The sequence below is a fragment of the Paraburkholderia sp. MM5482-R2 genome (genome assembly GCF_050436125.1).
Taxonomy (GTDB): Bacteria; Pseudomonadota; Gammaproteobacteria; order Burkholderiales; family Burkholderiaceae; genus Paraburkholderia; species Paraburkholderia tuberum.
The window spans coordinates 159,007-178,051 of the sequence record NZ_JBNDLP010000003.1; the positions used below are offsets into that span (position 1 = coordinate 159,007).

The following is a 19,045-nucleotide window of genomic DNA, read 5'->3' on the forward strand; positions in this document are numbered from 1 at the left end:
CAACGCAGCAACACCTTCCGCATTCCGCCTCGTCCTTCTTTCGGGGCCCGTCGTGGCCCCTTTCATCCCATACGGGCGGCTTTCAGTCGCCCTAAAGCCGCCGTCTCCCGAGCCGTAAACCAGTAAATCGATGCCGTTCGCGGCCATGCCCGACGCGCGCGTCGCCTGTCCCCTTTTCGCGCCTGCCCATGAACTCTCTCTTCTTGCGCCGCGCCAGCGTCGGCGCGCGGCTTGCCGTGCTCTCGTGCGTGCTGGTCGCGTTGATTTTCAGCACGTTCGCGTGGGCGCTCGCACGCGCCGTCGGCGACCAGGTGCGCGACCAGGTGCTCGCCCGCATCGCCGAAAAAGACCGCTCGATCGCCGCGATGATCGAGCTGTTCGACAAGGCGCTGTCGGCCGAAGTCGATCGGTCGATGGCACTGTTCGCGAGCTTCCTGCCCACCGACTTCTCGCTCGACGACACGCAGAAAGTCGACATCGGGAGCACCGCGACGCCGACTTTCAAGGCCGGCGGCAAGGTGCTGAATCTCGACTTCACGATTCCCGACCAGTTCCTCGAACGCTGCGGCGCGGTCGCGACCGTGTTTGCGCGCAGCGGCGACGACTTCGTGCGCGTGACCACCTCGCTGAAGAAGCAGGACGGCACCCGAGCGGTCGGCACGCTGCTCGACCGCAAGGGGCCGGCGTATGCGCCGCTGCTCGCGAACCGCTCGTACACCGGCCTCGCCATGCTGTTCGGCAAGCGCATGATCACGCAGTACCGGCCGATCGCCGACGCGAGCGGCCGCGTGATCGGCGCGCTGTTCGTCGGCGTCGACGTGGACAAGGAGATCCAGTCGGTCCAGGACGGCATCCACGCGCTGAAGATCGGCGCGAGCGGCTATTACTTCGTGCTCGACGCGTCGAGCGGCGCGGAGCGCGGCAAGCTGCTCGTGCATCCGGCCGCCGCGGGCCAGAAAGCCGACGACACCAACGCGCCGTATCAGCGCATGCTCGACATGAAGCAGGGCGAGCTCGACTACCGCTCGGCCGACTCGACGCTCGGCGAGAGCGACGCGCGCGACAAGTTCGTGTCGTTCGTCACGGTGCCGGAGTGGCAGTGGCTCGTGGGCGGCGTCGCGCCGCGCGACGAAGTGATGGCCGACGTCGTGCGCACCCGCAACGCCTTCCTGCTGCTCGGCCTCGCGCTGGTCGGCCTGTTCGCGATCGTGTTCCTCGTCGTGGTGCGGCGGCTCGTCAGCCGTCCGCTCGACGAAGCCGCGCGTGCGTCGGAGCGTCTCGCCGCGGGCGACCTGAGCGTGCGCGTCGCGCAGCACGGCCGCGCGCGCGCCGACGAGATCGGCCGCCTGATGCTGGCGATCGACGGCATCGGCGAAGGCCTCGCGCGCATCGTCGCGCAGGTGCGCAACGCGTCGGCCGACATGTCGGCGGGCACCGAGAAAATCGCCACCGGTAGCGGCAACATCGCGATGCGCATCGCGACCCAGGCGAGCAGCCTCGAAGAGACCGCGGCGAGCATGGAGCAGATCACGTCGACCGTGCAGCAGAATGCCGATCACGCGACCGAAGCGAACACCCTCGTCACCCACGCCGCCGACGCCGCGCTCGAAGGCGGCCGCGCGGTCGAGCGCGTGGTGTCGACGATGGGCGAGATCGGCCGCTCGTCGCAGAAGATCGCCGAGATCACGACGGTGATCGAGGGCATCGCCTTCCAGACCAACATCCTCGCGTTGAACGCGGCCGTCGAGGCGGCGCGCGCGGGCGAGCACGGCAAGGGCTTCGCGGTCGTCGCGTCGGAAGTGCGCGCGCTCGCGCAGCGCAGCGCGGCGGCGGTGAAGGAGATCGAGGGGGTGATCGCGGCGTCGAGCGCGAACGTCGACAGCGGTTTTCGCATCGCCGAAGAAGCGAGCGCGACGATGCAGGGAATCGTCACTCAGGTCGGTCAGGTCCGCGCGATCATGAGCGAGATCAATGTCGCGTCGCGCGAGCAGTCGGGCGGCATCGAGCAGGTCAACCTGGCGGTCACGCAGATCGGCGAGGCGACGCAGCAGAATGCGACGATCGTCGTCGATGCGGAAGCCGCGGCGGCCGAGTTGCGCGAGCAGGCTGCGCGGCTCGCGCAGCTGGTCAGCGTGTTCAAGCTCGAAGGCGAGCGCGGCTGACGGATCTGCTTAATGTGGACGGCGGCGGACGGCGGCCGCCGCGCTCAGAACTCGACGTCCAGTTCATCGATCTCCTCGACCTCCTGACGCGCGAGCGCGATCCACTCGCGCATTTCGGGCAGCGCCATGATGCGCTGCCCGTATTCGACCATATCCGGATCGAGTTGCACGTCATAGGTCACGAAACGCGTAACCACCGGTGCGTACATCGCGTCCGCGGCGGTCCGCTCGCCGAACAGGAACGGGCCGCCGTACTCCTTCAGACATTCACGCCAGATCGTCACGATCCGCTCGATATCCGATTGCGCGCGCGCCCATACCTTGAAGCCCGGGAAATGCGCCTTCAGGTTCATCGGCAGCGCCGAGCGCAACGACGCAAACCCCGAATGCATCTCGCCGCAGATAGCGCGGCAATGCGCGCGGGCGCGGATCTCGTGCGGCAACAGCGCGGCTTGCGGCTTCAGCTCGTGCAGATATTCGGCGATCGCCAGCGTGTCCCAGACCTTGACGCCGTCGTGCACGAGGCATGGCACCAGAATCGACGGCGACAGCAGCAGTAGTTCGGCGCGCGCCGCGGGGTCGTCGATCGGCACCACGATTTCTTCGAACGGCAAGCCGCTGAACTTCGTCAGCAGCCAGCCGCGCAGCGACCACGACGAATAATTCCTGCTGCTTATCGTGAGCGTAGTATTTCCCATACGTGTGTCCTCCAGATCGGGCATCGCGCCGCGCGTGCCTGCACCCATGCACGCCGCGGTGCGCGCGCGCACCAAAGCGCGGCAAGGCCGGCCCATTTCGCCTATGCATGCAAGTGATATGCCGACCCACGCAGATATGACGCGACACAGGGGGCAACGCGCGCCGGCGCCTGGCGCACCACTTGCTTTTATTCGAGTTCCTGTCTTTCTGGCGCATTCGAGTGAAAGTATGAATCTGTTCGCCTATCCTGCCTATCAGGCCTGCGCCGACCTGCTGATACCGCTGCGGCACGGCGCGGCGCTGGCGAACCGTTCGCTCGATGCATGGTCCGCATTCGCCGCTACGCCGCACGGACGCTCGCTGCGCGCGACGTGCGAACTTCTGATGCTCGGCGGACTCACGCCGAAGCGGCCGCCGTTCGGCATTGATAGCGTCGTCACCGAAGGCGAGCCGGTCGCGGTGGTCGAGGAAGTCGTCGCGCGCACGCCGTTCTGCTCGCTGCTGCATTTTCGCAAGGACGCCGTGCTTTCAACGCCGCAGCCGCGCGTGCTGATGATCGCGCCAATGTCGGGCCACTTCGCGACGCTGCTGCGCGCAACCGTGCGCACGATGCTGACCGAGCACGACGTCTATATCACCGACTGGCACAACCCGCGCGACGTGCCGCTCGGCGAAGGCCGCTTCGGCTTCGACGAATTCGTGCGCCACGTGATCGACTTCACCGCGACGATCGGGTCCGGCACGCATCTGCTCGCGGTCTGTCAACCGACCGTCGCGGCGCTCGCCGCCGTCGCGCTGATGGCCGCCGAGGACCATCCCGCGCAGCCGGCCAGCATGACGCTGATGGCCGGCCCAATCGACACGCGCATCAATCCGACGCGCGTCAACGAACTGGCCAGGAGCCGGCCGATCGAGTGGTTCGAGCGTAATCTGATCAGCGCGGTGCCGTTCGGGTTTGCCGGCGCGCAGCGTCGCGTGTATCCGGGTTTCGTGCAGCTGGCCGCGTTCATGGCGATGAATCCGAGCCGCCACGCCGACTCGTTCGAAACGATGTACTACGAGCGCGGCAAGGGCGATCCGCAGAAAGCCGACACGATTCGCACGTTCTACGAAGAGTACTTCGCGACGATGGATCTGACCGCCGACTTCTATCTGGAGACCGTCGACACCGTGTTCCAGCAGCATGCGCTGCCGTTACGCGCGCTCGAAGTCGAGGGGCGTCTGGTGGAGCCGTCGAAGATTCGCCGCACCGCATTGCTGACCGTGGAAGGTGAAAAGGACGATATCTGCGCGGTCGGTCAGACGCTCGCCGCGCAGGACATGTGCGATCGTCTGCGGCCGTATCTGAAGACGCATCACGTGCAAACGGGCGTCGGCCACTACGGCGTGTTCAGCGGACGTCGCTGGGAGCGGGAGATTTATCCGCGCGTGCGGGCCGTGATTTACGACAATGAACCGCGCGCGGTGCTCGTCAGCTCGCGTGCGCGCCCGATCCAGCCGGTGCCCGCGGCGATTGCGGCGGAAGTCACGGCGGCCGCGCCGGTCGCGGCTGCGGTCGTCGAGGTTGAAGTGGATGCGCCCGTGGGCGGGAGCGGGAGCGGCAACAGTGACTCCGCGGCAAAAACGTCCGCGCAGTCCCCACGCAAGCCGCCGCCGGTGACACCCTGAGCGATCCGCTAATCAGCGGAAGCTGCTGAGGGCGAGTTCAGGCCGTTGGCCGGATCATCTGGAACATCTCGCCGATCTGCGCATAGTCGGCGCGATAACCCGCGCGCATGATCGGCTGCGCGGCGTGCGTGTCGAACAGGCCGTCCTTCAGATACGCGTCGTCGATATGCACGCCGACCACCTGGCCGAGCGACAGATAGTTGTCCATCGGCTTGCCGTCGACATCATGCAGACGCACGATCTGCAGCAGCTTGCATTCGAGCGCCGCCGGCGATTCGGCTACGTGTGGCACCGCCACGTTGCGGCCCGGCGCCGGCGTGAGCCCGGCCAATGCGAACTCGTCGACGTGCGGCGCGACCGGCGCCGACGAGCGGTTCATCTGCTCCGCGAGCGGCCGGGTGGCGAGATTCCAAACGAATTCGCCGGTCGCCTCGATGTTGGCGAGGCTGTCCTTGCGGCCCTCGCTGCTAAAACCGATGATCGGCGGAAAGGTCGCGAACGCGCCGAAAAAGCTGTATGGCGCGAGATTGAGCGTGCCTTCGGCATCGCGCGACGAAATCCAGCCGATCAGCCGCGGCGCGACGATCGCCTTGAAAGGATCGTGCGGGAGGCCGTGACCGGCGGCGGGGTCGTAGAAGTAGTGAGACATGAAGTGGCTTGGGGTTGGCTTGGAGTTGATTTAGGTTCGCTTGCGACGCGTGTGGCAGTTAGCGCGAAAAGCGGCGGAGTACCAGGCACGGAACGGCTATTTATACCGCACTAGCCGCGCCCGATCACGCGCTTGCGCCCTTCCTTTACCCGCGCGATGCGCGCTTCATCCCAGTCATGAAACCCTGCGCCGCTGCGCACGCCGACACGCCCCGCGTCGACCTGCGCGCGCAGCAGATCGATCACGTCCTCGTCTTTCGCGAGTTGCGGCATCAGATGCGACGCGATGTCGACGAACGTGTCGAGTCCGCCCATGTCCGCGCCCTCGAATGGTCCGACGATGCCCCAGCGACGTCCCAGCGAAGCTTTCATCACGCGATCGACGACCTCGGGCGTCGCTGCCCCCGAACGCACGATGTGCAACGCCTCGCGCAGTACCGCGAACTGCAGCCGATTACCGACGAAGCCCGGAATCGCCTTCGCGAGAACGACCGGCTCCATGCCGATCGCGCTCATCAGTCCGGCGGTTTGCCGCACGACTTCGGGCGCGGTCTCGGTGCCCGGCACGACCTCGACGAGCGGAATCATGTGCGGCGGGTTCCAGAAATGCGCGATCACGAAGCGTTCTTTCGCGCGCAGCGGGGTGGCAAGCTGGTCGGGCGGGAAGCCGCTGGTGTTGCTCGCGAGGATCGCATCATCGGCGAGCAGGCTGGTCAGCGTCGCGTAGAGGCGGTGTTTGAGTTCGAGCACTTCGGGAATCGCCTCGATCACGAAGCGCGCTTGCCCGATCGCATCGAGTTGCGCATTGGTTTCGATGCGCGCGAGCGCCGCCTGTTTGGCAGCATCGTCGATACGGCCCGCGTCGATCAGTTCGTCGAGCACCGCTTGCGCTTTCGGCGCGACGCTCGCGAGTCGCGCCGGATCAACGTCGTGAACGATCGTGCGGTATCCATGCAACGCGGCCTGCGTCGCAATGCCGACGCCCATCAGTCCCGTGCCCACCACCCCTATCGCTACATCCTGTGTCGTCTTGTCCACACGCGCTCCCGCTGCCGTCGATGAAAGCCCCGAAGCATAGCGCAGCACGCGCAATACCACGGTCGGACTCGCACGCCCAAATGCGACGAAGCCGGCCTTTCCCTCGAGGGAAAACCGGCTTCGTGGACTCACGCCGCCTGTTGCGACGCGATCAGGCGCGCTTTAGTAGCGCGGGGGCGGGGTGCGGTGATCGTCGCCGCGGTGGTGCGGATCGTAGTCGTGCGGATGACGGCGCATCCACTCGTCGTGCTCCCAGTAGCGGTGGCCGTCCCAGTAACGATCGCCGTGCCAGCCGATGTTGATCGACACGCCCACCGGCATCATATGCGGTTGGCCGTACACGACTGTTGCCGGACCGTGTTCGACGATCACGCGGTCTTGCGCGAATGCGCTACCAGCCGCGACGAGTGCGCCGCCCGCGAGCAGCGTTGCGATCAGCGAGCGCGATGCCTTGCCAAAGTTTTTCATAATGACCTCCCGTCAAAGTTTTATTCCAGGCCAGCGTCCGTGTTTGCTCGGATCGTGCGATTCGCTTCGTTCGCTTCGCTTGTGAGCCGAACCAGACGCCGTACGCTTGAGACTCACTTTAGCGGCCCGAATCGCGTGAAGACGTTAGCACTTGTAAGCGAGCATTTCATAGATGGGGCCTGTTGATGGAAGCGCGGTGTCGCTTTCGCGCTTCATTCAACGAAGGTTTACGGGCAATGCTTTCATTCGACTCGCTGAATCAGCGTGAAAGCTGGTTACATTCATTTCGGCCCCGAAATAATTTGCAAGGAGTCGGACAGACACTGGAGGCCTGGCGCTGATACGTCTGTCTCGTCGCGCAATGGTGCATCGCGACAAGAGAGCCCCGAAAAACAAAAAGCCACGATCCGCATTTCGCGAATAGTGGCTCAATGAGAAGCGCACTCGAGGTGCGCGCCCCGGCGCGTTGTCGCGCGCTCGGGAGGTGCGGCTGGTTTTTAGTCCGTCAGCTTGATGCCGAACAGCGTGGCCTGCGCGCGGCGCAGACGCTCGGCTTCACGGGCACGCGCTGCGTACGAGTAGTCCGAATCCAGCGGCAGATGGGGCGACGCAAAGAGGTCGCTGACCTTTTGGAACAGTGCAAAGATGTAGCTCATGGCGACTCCCGATTAGTGACTGCGTTGCTAGGGTTTTCCCTTAGTTGTGATTATGGGGTTTTCCCTAGAGAAAAGCTAGTGCACTGCAGCAAATTTTCGCCGCGGCGGGTTGCCGCGATGTCATTGGGCCGGGAAGCGTTGCATCGCGACAACGTCCCCGATTTAGTGACTCGGCGGCCGCCGGTGCGAAGCGCGAGCGTGCCTCGCGCGCGTCGGCGTCGCGCTGGGCTGTAGGGGCGCTGCGGTGGGGGTCGTGGCGGCGGGCGCCGATGCGGCGTTCGCTGTCGCCGCATGCGCGTCGAGCAGGCTCACCATCGCCGCTTGCTGGTTCTGCATCATCTGTTCGATGCGGTGTTGCTGCGCCGTCGTCTCGCGCGTGAGGCGCATTAGCAGCAGCGTCTGCGCGATGCCGATCGCCACCGTCACCAGCAGCGCACCGACCACGATCGACAGCATCCATTTCACGCGCCGCGAATGATCGGTCGCGGCGCGGCGTTGATCGGCGATCACGCCATAGAGCGCATCGACCGTATCGGCGAACGCGGTGGCGCGCGCGCGGTCGAGTTCCGGCTCCGAGCGTAGCGCGGCGGCGGCCGCGTCGGTGCGGCGCGCGTCACGCGAGGAAGTGGCGAATCCGGCGTGGTTGTCTGCGGACGAGGACCGGGGTGTCGTCAACTGCGCGGTGGCGGAGAGCTTGTCGTCCTGTTTCGTGGTCAAGGCCTCTGGCGAGGCGGATTGCGTACGCGTCGCGGGCTCGTCGGCGGACTGGCTCATGCTACTGCCGTCGGTCGCAGCGGACGTTGCAAGCGAAGCCGGGGCGGTAGCAACTGCGGCATCGCGCGATGCCGTCGCGGCTTTCGCGAACGTCGCGGCGAAACGCTGCTGTGGCTTGCCCGCGCCCGCCGTCGCAGCCGACTCCGCTTCGGCCGCCTGGCGCAACGCGGTCACGCTGCGCGCGACGGTCGCGGCGGCCATCGCCGAGCTGGGCGGCGCGGATGGCTCACGCGACGTTGCCGCGGGCTTGTCGTCGGTGTTTGCTGCGGCGTTCGGCGCTGAGCCGTCGGGGGCGCCGTTCGCGGGCTCGTTTGCGGGCTTGTTTGCAGACGCATCCGCAACCGCCATCACCGGCTCGACGTCAAACCCGCTCAACTGCCCGTTCACCGGCGGCGCATCCAGCTTCGCCGCACGCGGTGCGCGGCGCGCAGTTTTGTCGAGCGACCCGTGTTCATCGAATACGCCGACCGCCTGCAGCACCACGTCCGGCAGTTCGAAGCCGTGCAGCGTGCCTTGGCGGACGTCGATGTTCATCGCCTCGAGCGTCGCGCGGGTCGGATCGTCGGGGAACAGGTCGAGCGTGCTGTCGTCGCGCGCGACGCCGCTCAGTTGCGCGAGGCGTTGCGCCGAGCGCGCCGCGCGCGCCAGCTTGTTTTCGGTTTCGGTGGAGACGGCGCCCTGGCGCTGCTTCTTCGAAGCGACGCGCGGGGGCATGGACTGCGAGGATGCTACGGAATCTGCCATAGAGGAAAAAGCGGTCGTCGCCAGGAACGGGGCGCCGGATGCCGCTTGTCATTGCCATTGGAATATTTAGAGCCAGCATTGTCGCATGGCGCTCCGCCCGTGCCGAAGCCATTCCCCGTCGATTTGCGCCCTTTCGCGCGCCTCGCGCCTTTCACGACCTCGCGTCGTCGCCTGGAATTCCCGCACGCCCTGCCATTGCCGAAGCCGAGCGCAGGTCGACTCGCATTGCGCATTCGACACGCGATGCAGCGTGATGATCACTTCGTCGCACTCGTTCACATCGTCGCTTTGCTGCATCACGAATTACGCGGACACGATCATCATGAGCGCCGAGCCCACGCAGACCAACATGTGCGTGCGCAAGCCCGCCGCCCACGACAACCGCTCCCGCTCGTAGCCGATCACGCTGCCGAGCATCGCGGCCAGCACGAGACGGGAGATGAGTTCGAGATTACCGGGCATCGTTGTTCCTCCTTATCCGAAATGAGCGGCGGCGGCAGCTCAGTGCGCCTCGCGTTGCCCATCCCATGCGGCTCGTGCATCTGTCGCGCCGCGTCGGCGTCGAGCATTTCGGATGCTTGACCCAAGCTGTCAGCGCGAGGCGTTTGCTTTATGCTAGGCCGCACACCGCAGCAGTCTCGGCGAGCCGAATCCTGAACCGCCGCCCTGAACGCTGCCTCGACACACTGCGCACGTTGCGCGCCCGAACCAACCGACGATGCCAAGCATGCCCCCTCCCCCTGCTTCGACGACCACCGCCGCGACCGCGCTGCGCGAGCACTTCGCGAACGTGGTGCTGCCGATGTGGCGCGGGCCCGGCTTCAATCACGCGTTGCAGCTGCCCTACGAAGCGCTCGACGCCACCGGAGGCGAGCCGCTGCCCGCGCAACGCTATCGGGCGATGGCATGCGCGCGGCAGCTGTTCACATTTGCACAAGCGGGCGACATGGAACACGCGCGCGTGCTGTTCGATTCGCTGACCCGCACCTTTCGCGACGCCGATCACGGCGGATGGTTCTACAGCGTCGACGCGCTCGGCCTGCCGCTCGACACCACCAAGGACCTCTACACGCACGCGTTCGTCGTGTTCGCGTGCGCGGAATACGCGCGGCGCTCCGACAACCTCGACGCGCTGAAGCTCGTGCACAACACGACCGCGCTGATCCAGTCGAACTTCGCGGCCGACGGCGATCTGTTCAACGCCGCGCTCAACGTCGACTTTTCGAAGGTCACCGCCACGCCGTTGCAGAATCCGCTGATGCACCTGACCGAAGCGTGGCTCGCCGCCTGCGAGGCGACGCGCGACAACGTCTTCGGCGCCGCGTTGCGCCGCCTCGCTGGCGCGATCGCGCGACACTTCGTGCATGCGCCGAGCGGCTGTATCGCCGAATTGCCGATCGGCGCGAGCGGCAACCGTCTGGAGCCGGGACATCAGTTCGAGTGGTACTGGCTGGTCAGGCAGGCAGGCGCGCTGTTCGACGGCACGGGGCTAACCGACGCGCTGGCGCGCGCCTTCACCTTCGCGCAGCAGCACGGCGTAAACCCGGACAACGGCGGCGTGTGCGCATCGCTCGACGAGGCTGGCAAGGTCAGCGACGCGACCCAGCGGATCTGGGCGCAGACGGAATATCTGCGCGCGCTCGCCAGTCATGACGATCCGGCCGTGCGCGCGGCGCTGCCGCAACACATCGCACGTTTTCAGCGATGCTTTTTGCATGAACACGGCTGGTTCGAATGCAAGACGTCGAGCGGCGAAATTGCACGTACGGACATGCCGTCAACGACGCCTTATCATCTGGCCACCGCCTACGCGGCGCTGCCTGTGGACGCCGAATTTCGAGCGGGAACTTAGCCGAATTTGGCCAGTGATAGATGAAGTTCCACGCTTGATCGCCTCAATAAAGTGCGGCACGCACGGACGAATGTCCGCCGCCGGGTCGCGAGAGAAATTTGATGTTGCTGGTAAACCCTGGCGCAAAAAAGTTCTCGTCAGACGTTCTCAAAGTGCGAAAAAACATCAAAACCGGGGAATACCCGGACGCAGGTTGATTGGCGTCTGTCATAAAGACGTGATACAACTCTCCCCTCGCGCTCGCTCTCGCATTGGAGCGATTGCGGTCGCGATGCAATACACAACATTTATTTGGATCAAAAATGGCAACAGGTACTGTTAAGTGGTTTAACGATGCAAAGGGCTTTGGCTTCATCACCCCGGACGACGGCGGCGAAGACCTGTTTGCACACTTCTCGGAAATCCAGTCTTCGGGCTTCAAGTCCTTGCAGGAAAACCAGAAAGTGTCGTTCGAAGTCAAGCAAGGCCCGAAGGGCAAGCAGGCTGCAAACATCCAGCCGGTCTAAGTTCCTTCGGGTACTTTGAGACAGACTTGGACGTCACGATAGGCGCCTCTACAGGCGCTTGCGTCTAATGCAAAATGGCTCGCTTTACGCGGGCCATTTTCTATTTCTGCGTCCGTTTTCAAGTGTCGCCGCTTTAAAGCGCATGCATTCCGGTTAATGCGAATTCTGCGTTTGCGACGGACATTGCTCCGCGCTGTTGCGTACGCAACACACTTTCAGAAATTTCGAACACGGAAACGGCCTGTTTCAATTGCTCGGTTTGCTGATGCAGCGAAGCCGCCGCCGCCGCGGCCTGCTCGACGAGCGCCGCGTTCTGCTGCGTCATCTCGTCCATCTGCACGACCGCCTGATTCACCTGCTCGATGCCGGTGCTCTGCTCGAGCGACGACGCGCTGATTTCGGCCATCATCTGCGTGACGCGCGAGATCGACGCCGACACATGACTCATCGCTTCGCCGGCGCGCTCGACGAGCGTCGAGCCGCCCTGAATCTCCGCGACCGATTCGCTGATCAGCGTCTTGATTTCCTTCGCCGACTGCGCGCTGCGTTGCGCGAGGCCGCGCACTTCGCCGGCTACGACCGCGAAGCCGCGGCCCTGCTCGCCCGCGCGCGCCGCCTCGACGGCGGCATTCAGCGCGAGGATGTTGGTTTGGAACGCGATGCCGTCGATCACAGAGATGATCTCGGCGATCTTGTCCGAGCTCTGCGCGATGCCGCGCATCTTGTCGACCACCTGATTGACGACTTCACTGCCGCGCGACGTCGCGCCAAGCGCGGTCTCGGCGAGCGCATTGGCTTCGCGCGCATGATCGGCGTTCTGGCGCACGGTCGCTGTGAGTTCCTCCATGCTCGATGCCGTTTCCTCGAGCGATGCTGCCTGGTTTTCGGTGCGCGCCGACAGATCGGCGTTGCCGGTCGCGATTTCGTTGGCGCCAAGATGGATCGAGTCGGCCGACTCGCGCACGCTCTTGACGGTGCGTGCAACGCTTGCCTGCATCGTCGCGAGGCCCGAGAACAGACGGCCGATTTCGTTGCTGCCGCGTGCGGCGATCGGTTGATCGAGACGGCCTTGGGCGATGCGCTCGAAGTGGCGGCCCGCTTCCTCGAGCGGTGCCACGACGCCGCGGCGCAGCGCCGTATAGACGGCGAGCGTGCCGGCGACGAGCACGAGCAAAATCACCACGCTGACGATGCGAAACGCCGCCACGCGCGCATCGATCGAATCGAGCGACGCGCGGCTCGCGGCGTCGCCGAATTGCCCAAAGTTGTGCACTTCCGCCAGATAAGCGTCCTGAAACGACTGCGTCGGCTGATCGAGGAAGGCCTGGATGTTGTCCGAGTCGAGATACTGCGCGAGCTCCGCGAGCGCGCCATGCAGCGTCTTGTAGCGTTCGGCGAGCGCGGCGGCGCGCGCGCTGTTTTCGTCGCTGGTCTTCTGCGCGCTCATGAAGGCCGCGAAAGACTGATCGGCGGCGGCGAGCTGTTCGCGAGCGTGCTGCACGATGTCCGTGGGCTCGGTGCCCCCGCGCACCATGCGCGTGCCGGCACGCGACAGGTTGATGCGCGCGTCCATCAGGCGCTGCGTCGTCTGATTGACCGCGTCGACCTGCTTCAGCGCGATGTTCGACAGATCGCCGACGTCGTCGTGCGTGCGTGTCAGCGACCAGAAGCCCAACCCTACCGTGACGAGCTGGAAGACGCAGAACGCGGCCAGAACACATAGCAGGCCGGATGCGACCTTGATCTTGCTGAACATCGTGGACACCTGGGAACAAAGGATAACGGAGGTACACCAGGGTTAACGGCAGGCCGATTGGCGGCTTGAGGCCAATTCCGGCAAAAAGCGCTCTACGTGCACGTTTCATCGTCGATCGTCGCGATTGCGGTTGTTTTGCGCAACAATGCGCCGCTCATCGCGAGGAATCACCTTGCGCAGCGCAGCGGCACTTCCTAGAGTGGGTAGGGACCGCATGGCACGCGCCGCGCGGATGTTTTGTTGCACCGATGCACTACCCAGACCCCTGCACGAAGGAACCACGATGACCGACCTACTCGACCGGGCGCGCGGCGCACTGCACGCCCAGCCGTTCAGCATGCTGCTAGGCGCGGAGCTGATGCACGCCGGCAGCGACGAGCTCACCCTATGTCTGCCGATTCGGGATGAACTGCGGCAGCAGCATGGCTTCGTACATGGCGGCGTCATCAGCTATCTCGCCGACAATGCGTTGACGTTCGCTGGCGCGCTGTCGCTGGGTCCGAGAGTCGTGACCGGTGAGTACAAGATCAATTATCTGCGCCCGGCAGTGAAGGGCACGCTGATCGCGCGCGCCAGTGTGGTCTATGCGGGCAGGCATCAGGCGACCTGCCAGTGCAGCGTGTTCGTGATGGAGGGGAATCGCGAGAAGCTAGTGGCGGTTGCGCAGGGGACCGTGAATCGGATTGGAGAGGACGGGGAGCAAGAGGCGGGGGCTTAAAGCCGGGACGCCATGAAAAAAGCCGCTCCTGCGCAAAACAGGAACGGCCTTTCATTTCACAGCGATATGACGGAAAGAGAAAGCGCGTTACTCCGCCGCGTAAGTCTTCTGCGTCTGCTCGCCCAGCCCTTCGATACCCAGACGCACCGTCTGCCCCGCCTTCAGAAACACCGGGTTCGGCTTCACACCCATGCCCACGCCGGGCGGCGTGCCGGTCGAGATAACGTCGCCCGGCTGCAGGCTCATGCACTGAGACACATACGACACCAGCTTCGCGACACTGAAGATCATCGTCTTCGTGCTGCCGTTCTGGTAGCGATGGCCGTCCACTTCGAGCCACAGGCTCAGGTTCTGGGGATCGGCGACTTCGTCGCGCGTAACGACCCACGGGCCGATCGGGCCGAACGTGTCGAAGCCCTTGCCCTTGTCCCACGTGCCGCCGCGCTCGATTTGCCATTCGCGCTCCGACACGTCGTTGACGACGCAGTAGCCGGCCACATGCTCGAGCGCGTTTGCTTCGTCGACATACTTCGCCGCCTTGCCGATCACGACGCCGAGTTCCACTTCCCAGTCGGTCTTCTTCGAACCGCGCGGGATTTCGATGTCGTCGTTCGGGCCGCTGATCGCGCTCGTCCACTTGTTGAAGATGACCGGTTCCGCCGGTACCGGCAGATTCGATTCCGCCGCGTGATCCGCATAGTTCAGGCCGATGCAGATGAACTTGCCGATCTTGCCGACGCACGGTCCAACGCGCGGATTACCTTCGACGACCGGGAGCGTTGCCGGATCGAGCGCGCGCAGTTTCGCGAGACTTTCATCGCCGAGCCCAGCGCCGTCGATATCGCCCACCACCTTCGACAAATCGCGAATCTTGCCTTGCGCGTCGAGCAGGCCCGGCTTTTCCTGGCCTTTCGGCCCATAACGAAGCAGTTTCATCGTTGCACTTCCCTTTACGTTCAGTAGTGTTCGGTTCGTCAGTCAATCAGAATCAGTTCGACCATCCGCCGTCGATTACATGGAGTTGGCCCGTCGTGAACGACGACTCGTCGGACGCGAGATATAGCGCGAGCGCGGCGATCTCCTCCGGCTTGCCGATGCGGCCCATCGGCTGACGCGCGACGAAGGCGGCCTGCACCGCATCGAGCGACGCGCCCTGCGCCTGAGCCTGCGCGGCGATTCGCTGTTCGAGCGACGGCGAGGACACCGTGCCCGGGCAAATCGCGTTACAGCGTACACCACGCGTGACGAAATCCGCAGCGACGGACTTCGTCAGCCCGACCACCGCGGCCTTCGACGCGCCGTACGCGAAGCGATTCGGCACACCCTTCACGCTCGACGCCGCCGACGACATGTTGATGATCGAGCCGCCGCCCTTCTCCAGCATGGCCGGCAAGAACGCGCGAATCATACGGTACATGGCCTTCGCGTTGAGGTCGAACGCGAAATCCCAGTCCTCCTCGCTGCATTCGAGGATATTGCCCGAGTGTACGAAGCCCGCGCAGTTGAACAGCACGTCGATCGTGCCGACTTCCGCGGCGAGCGCCTTGATCGCCGCGCCATCGAGCACGTCGAGCTTGCGCGCCTCGACCGGCTTGCCGGCGAGTCCGTCGATGCGGATATCGGTGGCGATCACACGCGCGCCTTCGCGCGCGAACAGTTCGGCGGTGGCGAGACCGATACCTTGTCCCGCTGCGGTGATCAGGGCCGTTTTGCCGGCCAGTCTTTGTGTCATCTACGACTCCAGTTGAATGGGCTGCTAACGAAATCAAAGCCGATAAAACGCGGTGGCGTTCTCGCCGAACACGGCGTCGCGCTCGGCGTCGCTCAACGACGCGACGAGCGCGGTCGCCACCGAATGCCAGAGCAAATAGTCGCCGTTCAGTTCGAGCACCGGCCAGTCGCTGCCCCACATCAGCCGCGCGGGACCGAACGTGTTCAGCAGATGCTCGACGTAGGGCCGCAGCGTGTCCTCGGTCCAGCCGGGCGAGGCCTCGGTCGCGAGACCCGACAGCTTGCAGTGCACCTGCGGCAGCGCGGCGAGCCGCGTGATCGCGTCGCGCCATACCGGGTAGCCCGCCTGGCCGTAGCGGATCGGCGGCTTCGCGCCATGATCGACCACCATGCGCAGCGCCGGAAAACGCTGCGCGAAGATCTCGACGTATTGCACGTGACGCGCGTAGATCAGCGCATCGAACGCGAGATCGTGCGCGATCAGCGCCTCGATCGCCGGCGCGAGATCGGGGTTGGCGATCCAGCCGTCGTCGGGCAGATCCTGAAGCATCGGCCGCACGCCCTTGAACTTCGGCTCGCGCGCGAGCACCTCGATCAGATCGGGCGCGTTCGGCAACAACAGCGGCACCCAGCCGACCACGCCCGCGATCGACGGCTCGTGCCGCGCGATGTCGAGCAGGTAGCGGGTTTCGTCGAGCGTCGGCGCGGCCTGCACCACCACGGTCCGCTCGATGCCGGCCTGTTCGCGCAACGGCTTCAGATCATCAGGCCCGAACGGCCGGTAGAGGATTTTCAGCTCCGGCGTCAGCCACTCGTAGTCACCCCGCGCGGGGTCCCAGTAGTGCTGGTGAGCGTCGATCGGCATGGTCGGGTCAGTCCTCGGGGGCGGGCGCACGGGGGTCGAGCAGGCCCGCGTCGCGCAATGCGGACCACAAGGCCGCGGGGATCGGCAGCTCGAACGACGCGACGTTCTCGCGCAATTCGTCGGCGCTACGCGCGCCGGTCAGCACGGTGGCGACCGCCGGGTGCGCATACGGAAACTGCAACGCGGCGGCGGCGAGCGGCACGTCATGCGCGCGGCATACCGCCTCCAGACGCGCGACGCGCTCGATCACCTCGGGCGGCGCGGCGCCGTAATTGAACTTCAGATCGCCTTCGACGCCCCGCGCCAGAATGCCCGAATTAAACGCGCCGCCGAGCAGGATGCTGACGCCGCGCGCCTCGCAGGCGGGCAGCAGGTCCTCGAGGGTGGTTTGCTCGAGCAGCGTATAACGGCCCGCGAGCAACGCGCAATCGATATCGCACTCGGCCATCGCGTCGAGGATCACCGCGCCCTCGTTGACGCCGAGGCCGAGCGCCTTGATTGCGCCCGTCGAGCGCAGGCGCTCGAGCGCACGGAAGCCGCCCCCTTCGGTCAGTTGCCGCCAGTAGTGCGGATGCTGGTCGCCGTGCGTGACGCGACCGATGTCATGCACGAGCAGGACGTCGATATCGATGATGCCGAGGCGCTGCTGGCTGTCCTCGAACGAACGCAGAATGCCGTCGTGCGTGTAGTCGTAGATCGCTTCGAACGGCAGCGGATTCTGCCAGCCTTCGCGGTCGTCGAATGGCGACGTGCGCGGCACGAAGCGGCGGCCGACCTTGGTCGACAGCACATACTCGCCGCGCGGATAGTGGCGCAGCGCGGCGCCGAGCCGATGCTCGGCCTTGGTGTTGCCGTAATGCGGCGCGGTGTCGAAGTAGCGCACACCCGCGTCCCAGGCGGCGGCGATCGTCGCTTGGGCCTCCTCGTCGGACAGGTCGCGGTACAGGCCGCCGAGCGGCGCCGTGCCGAGCCCCAGTCCGCTCACCTGCAACGAGCCGCGGCCGATACGGCGCCGCTGCCCGATTTTCGATACGATCGATGCCGACATCAGCGTGTCTCCAGATTTGTGCTCTTTTTACCATGCGGCGGCGAGGGCGTGGCGGTCACACTCCGCGCACCGCTTGGGAAGTGCATTCATTCACCAATGAACGTATTATTCATATTCGAATTTTTCCAAGTCAAGAAAACTACGCGGCGCGGATGCCTGGGTTTTCCCTGGACATAGGCCATCCAGTTCGCGAAATGCTACGCACTCGCCCGCGCACACCAGATAATCAAAACTCCACACGGAATTCCCGGACCCTCACGATGGACGCCGAAGACAAGGACGACGACCGCTATCGCGCCCCCGCGCTGGATAAAGGCCTCGACATTCTCGAGCTACTGTCCGAGCAGAAGGAAGGACTCACGCGCGCCGAAATCACGCGGCAGTTGGGCCGCAACGCGAGCGAGATGTACCGGATGCTCGAACGCCTCGTCGCGCGCCAGTACGTGGTGCGCTCGGCGGCTGGTGACCGCTACTCGCTGAGCCTGAAGCTGTTCGCGCTCGCGCACCGTCATCCGCCAATGAACCGGCTGATCGCAGAAGCGCTGCCGCTGATGCAGCGTTTCGCCGACGCGGCCGAGCAGTCTTGCCACCTCGTCGTCTACGACCGCGGCAACCTGCTAGTGATTGCGCAAGTCGACGGACCGGGCACATGGGGCATGTCAGTGCGGCTCGGTTCGCGGGTCGGCCTGATCGACACCGGTTCGGGGCGCGTGATGCTCGCGTTCCAGAGCATCGAGCAGCGCCAGCAGATGCTGGCGGAGCACACGAAGGTGAAGGGCGAAGTGACGCTCGATCTCGACGCGCTGGAGGAGGCCTGCGAGCGCATCCGCGCGGCGGGCTTCTGGCAGAAGGACAGCCAGCAGACCTTCGGCGTCACCGACGTGACGTTCCCGATACTCGCGCCGTCGGGACAGGCGAGCGCGGTGCTGACCTGCCCGTATCTGCGGCGGATCGACGAATACGTCGCGCCGACGCTCGAAGCGGCCACCACGCTGCTGCGCGACACGGTGCAGGCGCTGTCGATGTTCCGCGAGCAGGCGGCGTGATCGGTAAGTTGCGCGGTAAGTTGCGCAGCGGCGCGCACGCACACATGGTTTAGAATGGCGGCCCTTCCAAAATAACGCCGCATGACGGGCTCATGCGCGCGCATCGATTGAGCAATGGCCAAACTTCTGACCGATTCCGAATTCCAGCGTTTTTCCGAACTCCAGCAGAAGCAGTCGAGCTTCACGATCACCGCCGAAGAAGCCGACGAACTGCGCGACATCGTCGCCCACGCGCAGAAGCGCCGCGACGACCGCGCCGCCGCGATGCAAAGCATCGAGACCTTCATCCAGCAGTTCCACATCACGCCCGACGAGCTGTTTTCGCCCGAGCAGATCGGCGAAGCGGCGCGCACCTACGGCCTGATTCCGGCCGTGCGCAAGGAGCGCGTGCTGCCGCCGTCGCTGACGTTCAACGGCAAGCCGTACCAATGGACCACCCGTGCGCTGCCCGACGAAATTCGCGTGCCGCTGTTCGACGCGTTCAAGGGCGGTGAGTCGGTGAAAGCGTTCATTTCGACGCTGAAGGACGCGAACCGCTGCGCCGCGACGATCGCGCGGCTCGAACGCGAAACCGGCGCCGTGTATGCGCAGGCATGGCTCGACGAGCTGTCGGTCACGCGCGCGCAGGTCGATGAGGCGGCACAGAAGCTGGCGGCGTGAGGCGGT

The 19,045-nt window shown here is 65.1% G+C and carries 18 protein-coding genes and 1 pseudogene; 7 read left to right on the forward strand and 12 right to left on the reverse strand.

Annotated features, from left to right (window positions below; genetic code table 11):
- The first annotated feature begins 188 nt into the window (after positions 1-188).
- A complete protein-coding gene (locus OKW37_RS22775; RefSeq protein WP_429403846.1) occupies positions 189-2,162 on the forward strand; it encodes a methyl-accepting chemotaxis protein in 1,974 nt (657 codons plus the stop codon).
- A 44-nt stretch (positions 2,163-2,206) separates the two neighbouring features.
- Here the strand turns inward: OKW37_RS22775 and OKW37_RS22780 are convergent, their stop codons facing one another.
- Entirely contained in the window at positions 2,207-2,860 is a 654-nt protein-coding gene (locus OKW37_RS22780) for a glutathione S-transferase family protein (protein WP_429352678.1), read from the reverse strand.
- 229 nt (positions 2,861-3,089) lie between these two features.
- Here OKW37_RS22780 and OKW37_RS22785 point away from each other — a divergent pair, with 229 nt between their 5' ends.
- On the forward strand, positions 3,090-4,529 hold the full coding sequence (locus tag OKW37_RS22785; protein WP_429403847.1) for a polyhydroxyalkanoate depolymerase: 1,440 nt from the start codon (positions 3,090-3,092) through the stop codon (positions 4,527-4,529).
- 37 nt (positions 4,530-4,566) lie between these two features.
- Here OKW37_RS22785 and OKW37_RS22790 read toward each other — a convergent pair whose 3' ends face one another.
- The 6 genes and pseudogenes from OKW37_RS22790 to OKW37_RS22815 form a co-directional block, all read right to left on the reverse strand.
- Entirely contained in the window at positions 4,567-5,178 is a 612-nt protein-coding gene (locus OKW37_RS22790; RefSeq protein WP_184037964.1) for a flavin reductase family protein, read from the reverse strand.
- Between the two features lie 110 nt (positions 5,179-5,288).
- On the reverse strand, positions 5,289-6,164 hold the full coding sequence (locus tag OKW37_RS22795) for a 3-hydroxyacyl-CoA dehydrogenase family protein (RefSeq protein WP_260336653.1): 876 nt from the start codon (positions 6,162-6,164) through the stop codon (positions 5,289-5,291).
- 213 nt (positions 6,165-6,377) lie between these two features.
- Entirely contained in the window at positions 6,378-6,683 is a 306-nt protein-coding gene (locus tag OKW37_RS22800; protein WP_429403848.1) for a hypothetical protein, read from the reverse strand.
- 497 nt (positions 6,684-7,180) lie between these two features.
- The gene (locus tag OKW37_RS22805) at positions 7,181-7,339 is read right to left on the reverse strand and encodes a hypothetical protein (protein WP_018424094.1); all 159 of its coding nucleotides are present in this window, start codon (positions 7,337-7,339) and stop codon (positions 7,181-7,183) included.
- Positions 7,340-7,501: 162 nt separating this feature from the next.
- The gene (locus OKW37_RS22810; protein WP_429403849.1) at positions 7,502-8,857 is read right to left on the reverse strand and encodes a hypothetical protein; all 1,356 of its coding nucleotides are present in this window, start codon (positions 8,855-8,857) and stop codon (positions 7,502-7,504) included.
- 306 nt (positions 8,858-9,163) lie between these two features.
- Positions 9,164-9,319: pseudogene (locus OKW37_RS22815) on the reverse strand (MgtC/SapB family protein); the annotation flags it as partial.
- A gap of 256 nt (positions 9,320-9,575) precedes the next feature.
- Between OKW37_RS22815 and OKW37_RS22820 the strand changes: the two are divergent.
- Together OKW37_RS22820 and OKW37_RS22825 are read left to right on the forward strand one after the other, a co-directional pair.
- Entirely contained in the window at positions 9,576-10,709 is a 1,134-nt protein-coding gene (locus OKW37_RS22820) for an AGE family epimerase/isomerase (RefSeq protein ID WP_429403850.1), read from the forward strand.
- A 302-nt stretch (positions 10,710-11,011) separates the two neighbouring features.
- Positions 11,012-11,215, forward strand: coding sequence for a cold-shock protein (locus tag OKW37_RS22825; RefSeq protein ID WP_018424088.1), 204 nt, complete (start codon positions 11,012-11,014; stop codon positions 11,213-11,215).
- Between the two features lie 133 nt (positions 11,216-11,348).
- Here OKW37_RS22825 and OKW37_RS22830 read toward each other — a convergent pair whose 3' ends face one another.
- The gene (locus OKW37_RS22830) at positions 11,349-12,971 is read right to left on the reverse strand and encodes a methyl-accepting chemotaxis protein (RefSeq protein ID WP_429403851.1); all 1,623 of its coding nucleotides are present in this window, start codon (positions 12,969-12,971) and stop codon (positions 11,349-11,351) included.
- 283 nt (positions 12,972-13,254) lie between these two features.
- Between OKW37_RS22830 and OKW37_RS22835 the strand changes: the two genes are divergently transcribed.
- Entirely contained in the window at positions 13,255-13,689 is a 435-nt protein-coding gene (locus OKW37_RS22835; protein ID WP_184037950.1) for a PaaI family thioesterase, read from the forward strand.
- A gap of 87 nt (positions 13,690-13,776) precedes the next feature.
- Here OKW37_RS22835 and OKW37_RS22840 read toward each other — a convergent pair whose 3' ends face one another.
- From OKW37_RS22840 to OKW37_RS22855, 4 genes are read right to left on the reverse strand one after another with little or no spacing between them, the layout of a single operon-like run.
- Positions 13,777-14,625 (reverse strand): ureidoglycolate lyase, encoded by an 849-nt coding sequence (locus OKW37_RS22840; RefSeq protein ID WP_184057599.1) that lies wholly within the window; start codon positions 14,623-14,625, stop codon positions 13,777-13,779.
- A gap of 52 nt (positions 14,626-14,677) precedes the next feature.
- Positions 14,678-15,421 carry an SDR family oxidoreductase gene (locus tag OKW37_RS22845; RefSeq protein WP_018424084.1) on the reverse strand — a complete coding sequence of 248 codons (744 nt, stop codon included), beginning with the start codon at positions 15,419-15,421 and terminating at the stop codon, positions 14,678-14,680.
- 33 nt (positions 15,422-15,454) lie between these two features.
- Positions 15,455-16,285 carry an amidohydrolase family protein gene (locus OKW37_RS22850; RefSeq protein WP_429403852.1) on the reverse strand — a complete coding sequence of 277 codons (831 nt, stop codon included), beginning with the start codon at positions 16,283-16,285 and terminating at the stop codon, positions 15,455-15,457.
- A 7-nt stretch (positions 16,286-16,292) separates the two neighbouring features.
- Complete coding sequence (locus OKW37_RS22855) at positions 16,293-17,333, reverse strand: aldo/keto reductase (protein WP_429403853.1); 1,041 nt, start codon at positions 17,331-17,333, stop codon at positions 16,293-16,295.
- Between the two features lie 260 nt (positions 17,334-17,593).
- Here OKW37_RS22855 and OKW37_RS22860 point away from each other — a divergent pair, with 260 nt between their 5' ends.
- Together OKW37_RS22860 and OKW37_RS22865 are read left to right on the forward strand one after the other, a co-directional pair.
- Positions 17,594-18,379 (forward strand): IclR family transcriptional regulator, encoded by a 786-nt coding sequence (locus OKW37_RS22860; protein ID WP_429403854.1) that lies wholly within the window; start codon positions 17,594-17,596, stop codon positions 18,377-18,379.
- Between the two features lie 114 nt (positions 18,380-18,493).
- Complete coding sequence (locus OKW37_RS22865) at positions 18,494-19,039, forward strand: hypothetical protein (RefSeq protein ID WP_429403855.1); 546 nt, start codon at positions 18,494-18,496, stop codon at positions 19,037-19,039.
- Positions 19,040-19,045: the final 6 nt, after the last annotated feature.

Bases quoted from the DNA above. Each gene is read 5' to 3' on its own strand.
- OKW37_RS22775 (WP_429403846.1), top strand. From the start codon at position 189: ATGAACTCTCTCTTCTTGCGCCGCGCCAGCGTCGGCGCGCGGCTTGCC.
- OKW37_RS22780 (WP_429352678.1), bottom strand. From the start codon at position 2,860: ATGGGAAATACTACGCTCACGATAAGCAGCAGGAATTATTCGTCGTGG.
- OKW37_RS22785 (WP_429403847.1), top strand. From the start codon at position 3,090: ATGAATCTGTTCGCCTATCCTGCCTATCAGGCCTGCGCCGACCTGCTG.
- OKW37_RS22790 (WP_184037964.1), bottom strand. From the start codon at position 5,178: ATGTCTCACTACTTCTACGACCCCGCCGCCGGTCACGGCCTCCCGCAC.
- OKW37_RS22795 (WP_260336653.1), bottom strand. From the start codon at position 6,164: ATGGGCGTCGGCATTGCGACGCAGGCCGCGTTGCATGGATACCGCACG.
- OKW37_RS22800 (WP_429403848.1), bottom strand. From the start codon at position 6,683: ATGAAAAACTTTGGCAAGGCATCGCGCTCGCTGATCGCAACGCTGCTC.
- OKW37_RS22805 (WP_018424094.1), bottom strand. From the start codon at position 7,339: ATGAGCTACATCTTTGCACTGTTCCAAAAGGTCAGCGACCTCTTTGCG.
- OKW37_RS22810 (WP_429403849.1), bottom strand. From the start codon at position 8,857: ATGGCAGATTCCGTAGCATCCTCGCAGTCCATGCCCCCGCGCGTCGCT.
- OKW37_RS22820 (WP_429403850.1), top strand. From the start codon at position 9,576: ATGCCAAGCATGCCCCCTCCCCCTGCTTCGACGACCACCGCCGCGACC.
- OKW37_RS22825 (WP_018424088.1), top strand. From the start codon at position 11,012: ATGGCAACAGGTACTGTTAAGTGGTTTAACGATGCAAAGGGCTTTGGC.
- OKW37_RS22830 (WP_429403851.1), bottom strand. From the start codon at position 12,971: ATGTTCAGCAAGATCAAGGTCGCATCCGGCCTGCTATGTGTTCTGGCC.
- OKW37_RS22835 (WP_184037950.1), top strand. From the start codon at position 13,255: ATGACCGACCTACTCGACCGGGCGCGCGGCGCACTGCACGCCCAGCCG.
- OKW37_RS22840 (WP_184057599.1), bottom strand. From the start codon at position 14,625: ATGAAACTGCTTCGTTATGGGCCGAAAGGCCAGGAAAAGCCGGGCCTG.
- OKW37_RS22845 (WP_018424084.1), bottom strand. From the start codon at position 15,421: ATGACACAAAGACTGGCCGGCAAAACGGCCCTGATCACCGCAGCGGGA.
- OKW37_RS22850 (WP_429403852.1), bottom strand. From the start codon at position 16,285: ATGCCGATCGACGCTCACCAGCACTACTGGGACCCCGCGCGGGGTGAC.
- OKW37_RS22855 (WP_429403853.1), bottom strand. From the start codon at position 17,333: ATGTCGGCATCGATCGTATCGAAAATCGGGCAGCGGCGCCGTATCGGC.
- OKW37_RS22860 (WP_429403854.1), top strand. From the start codon at position 17,594: ATGGACGCCGAAGACAAGGACGACGACCGCTATCGCGCCCCCGCGCTG.
- OKW37_RS22865 (WP_429403855.1), top strand. From the start codon at position 18,494: ATGGCCAAACTTCTGACCGATTCCGAATTCCAGCGTTTTTCCGAACTC.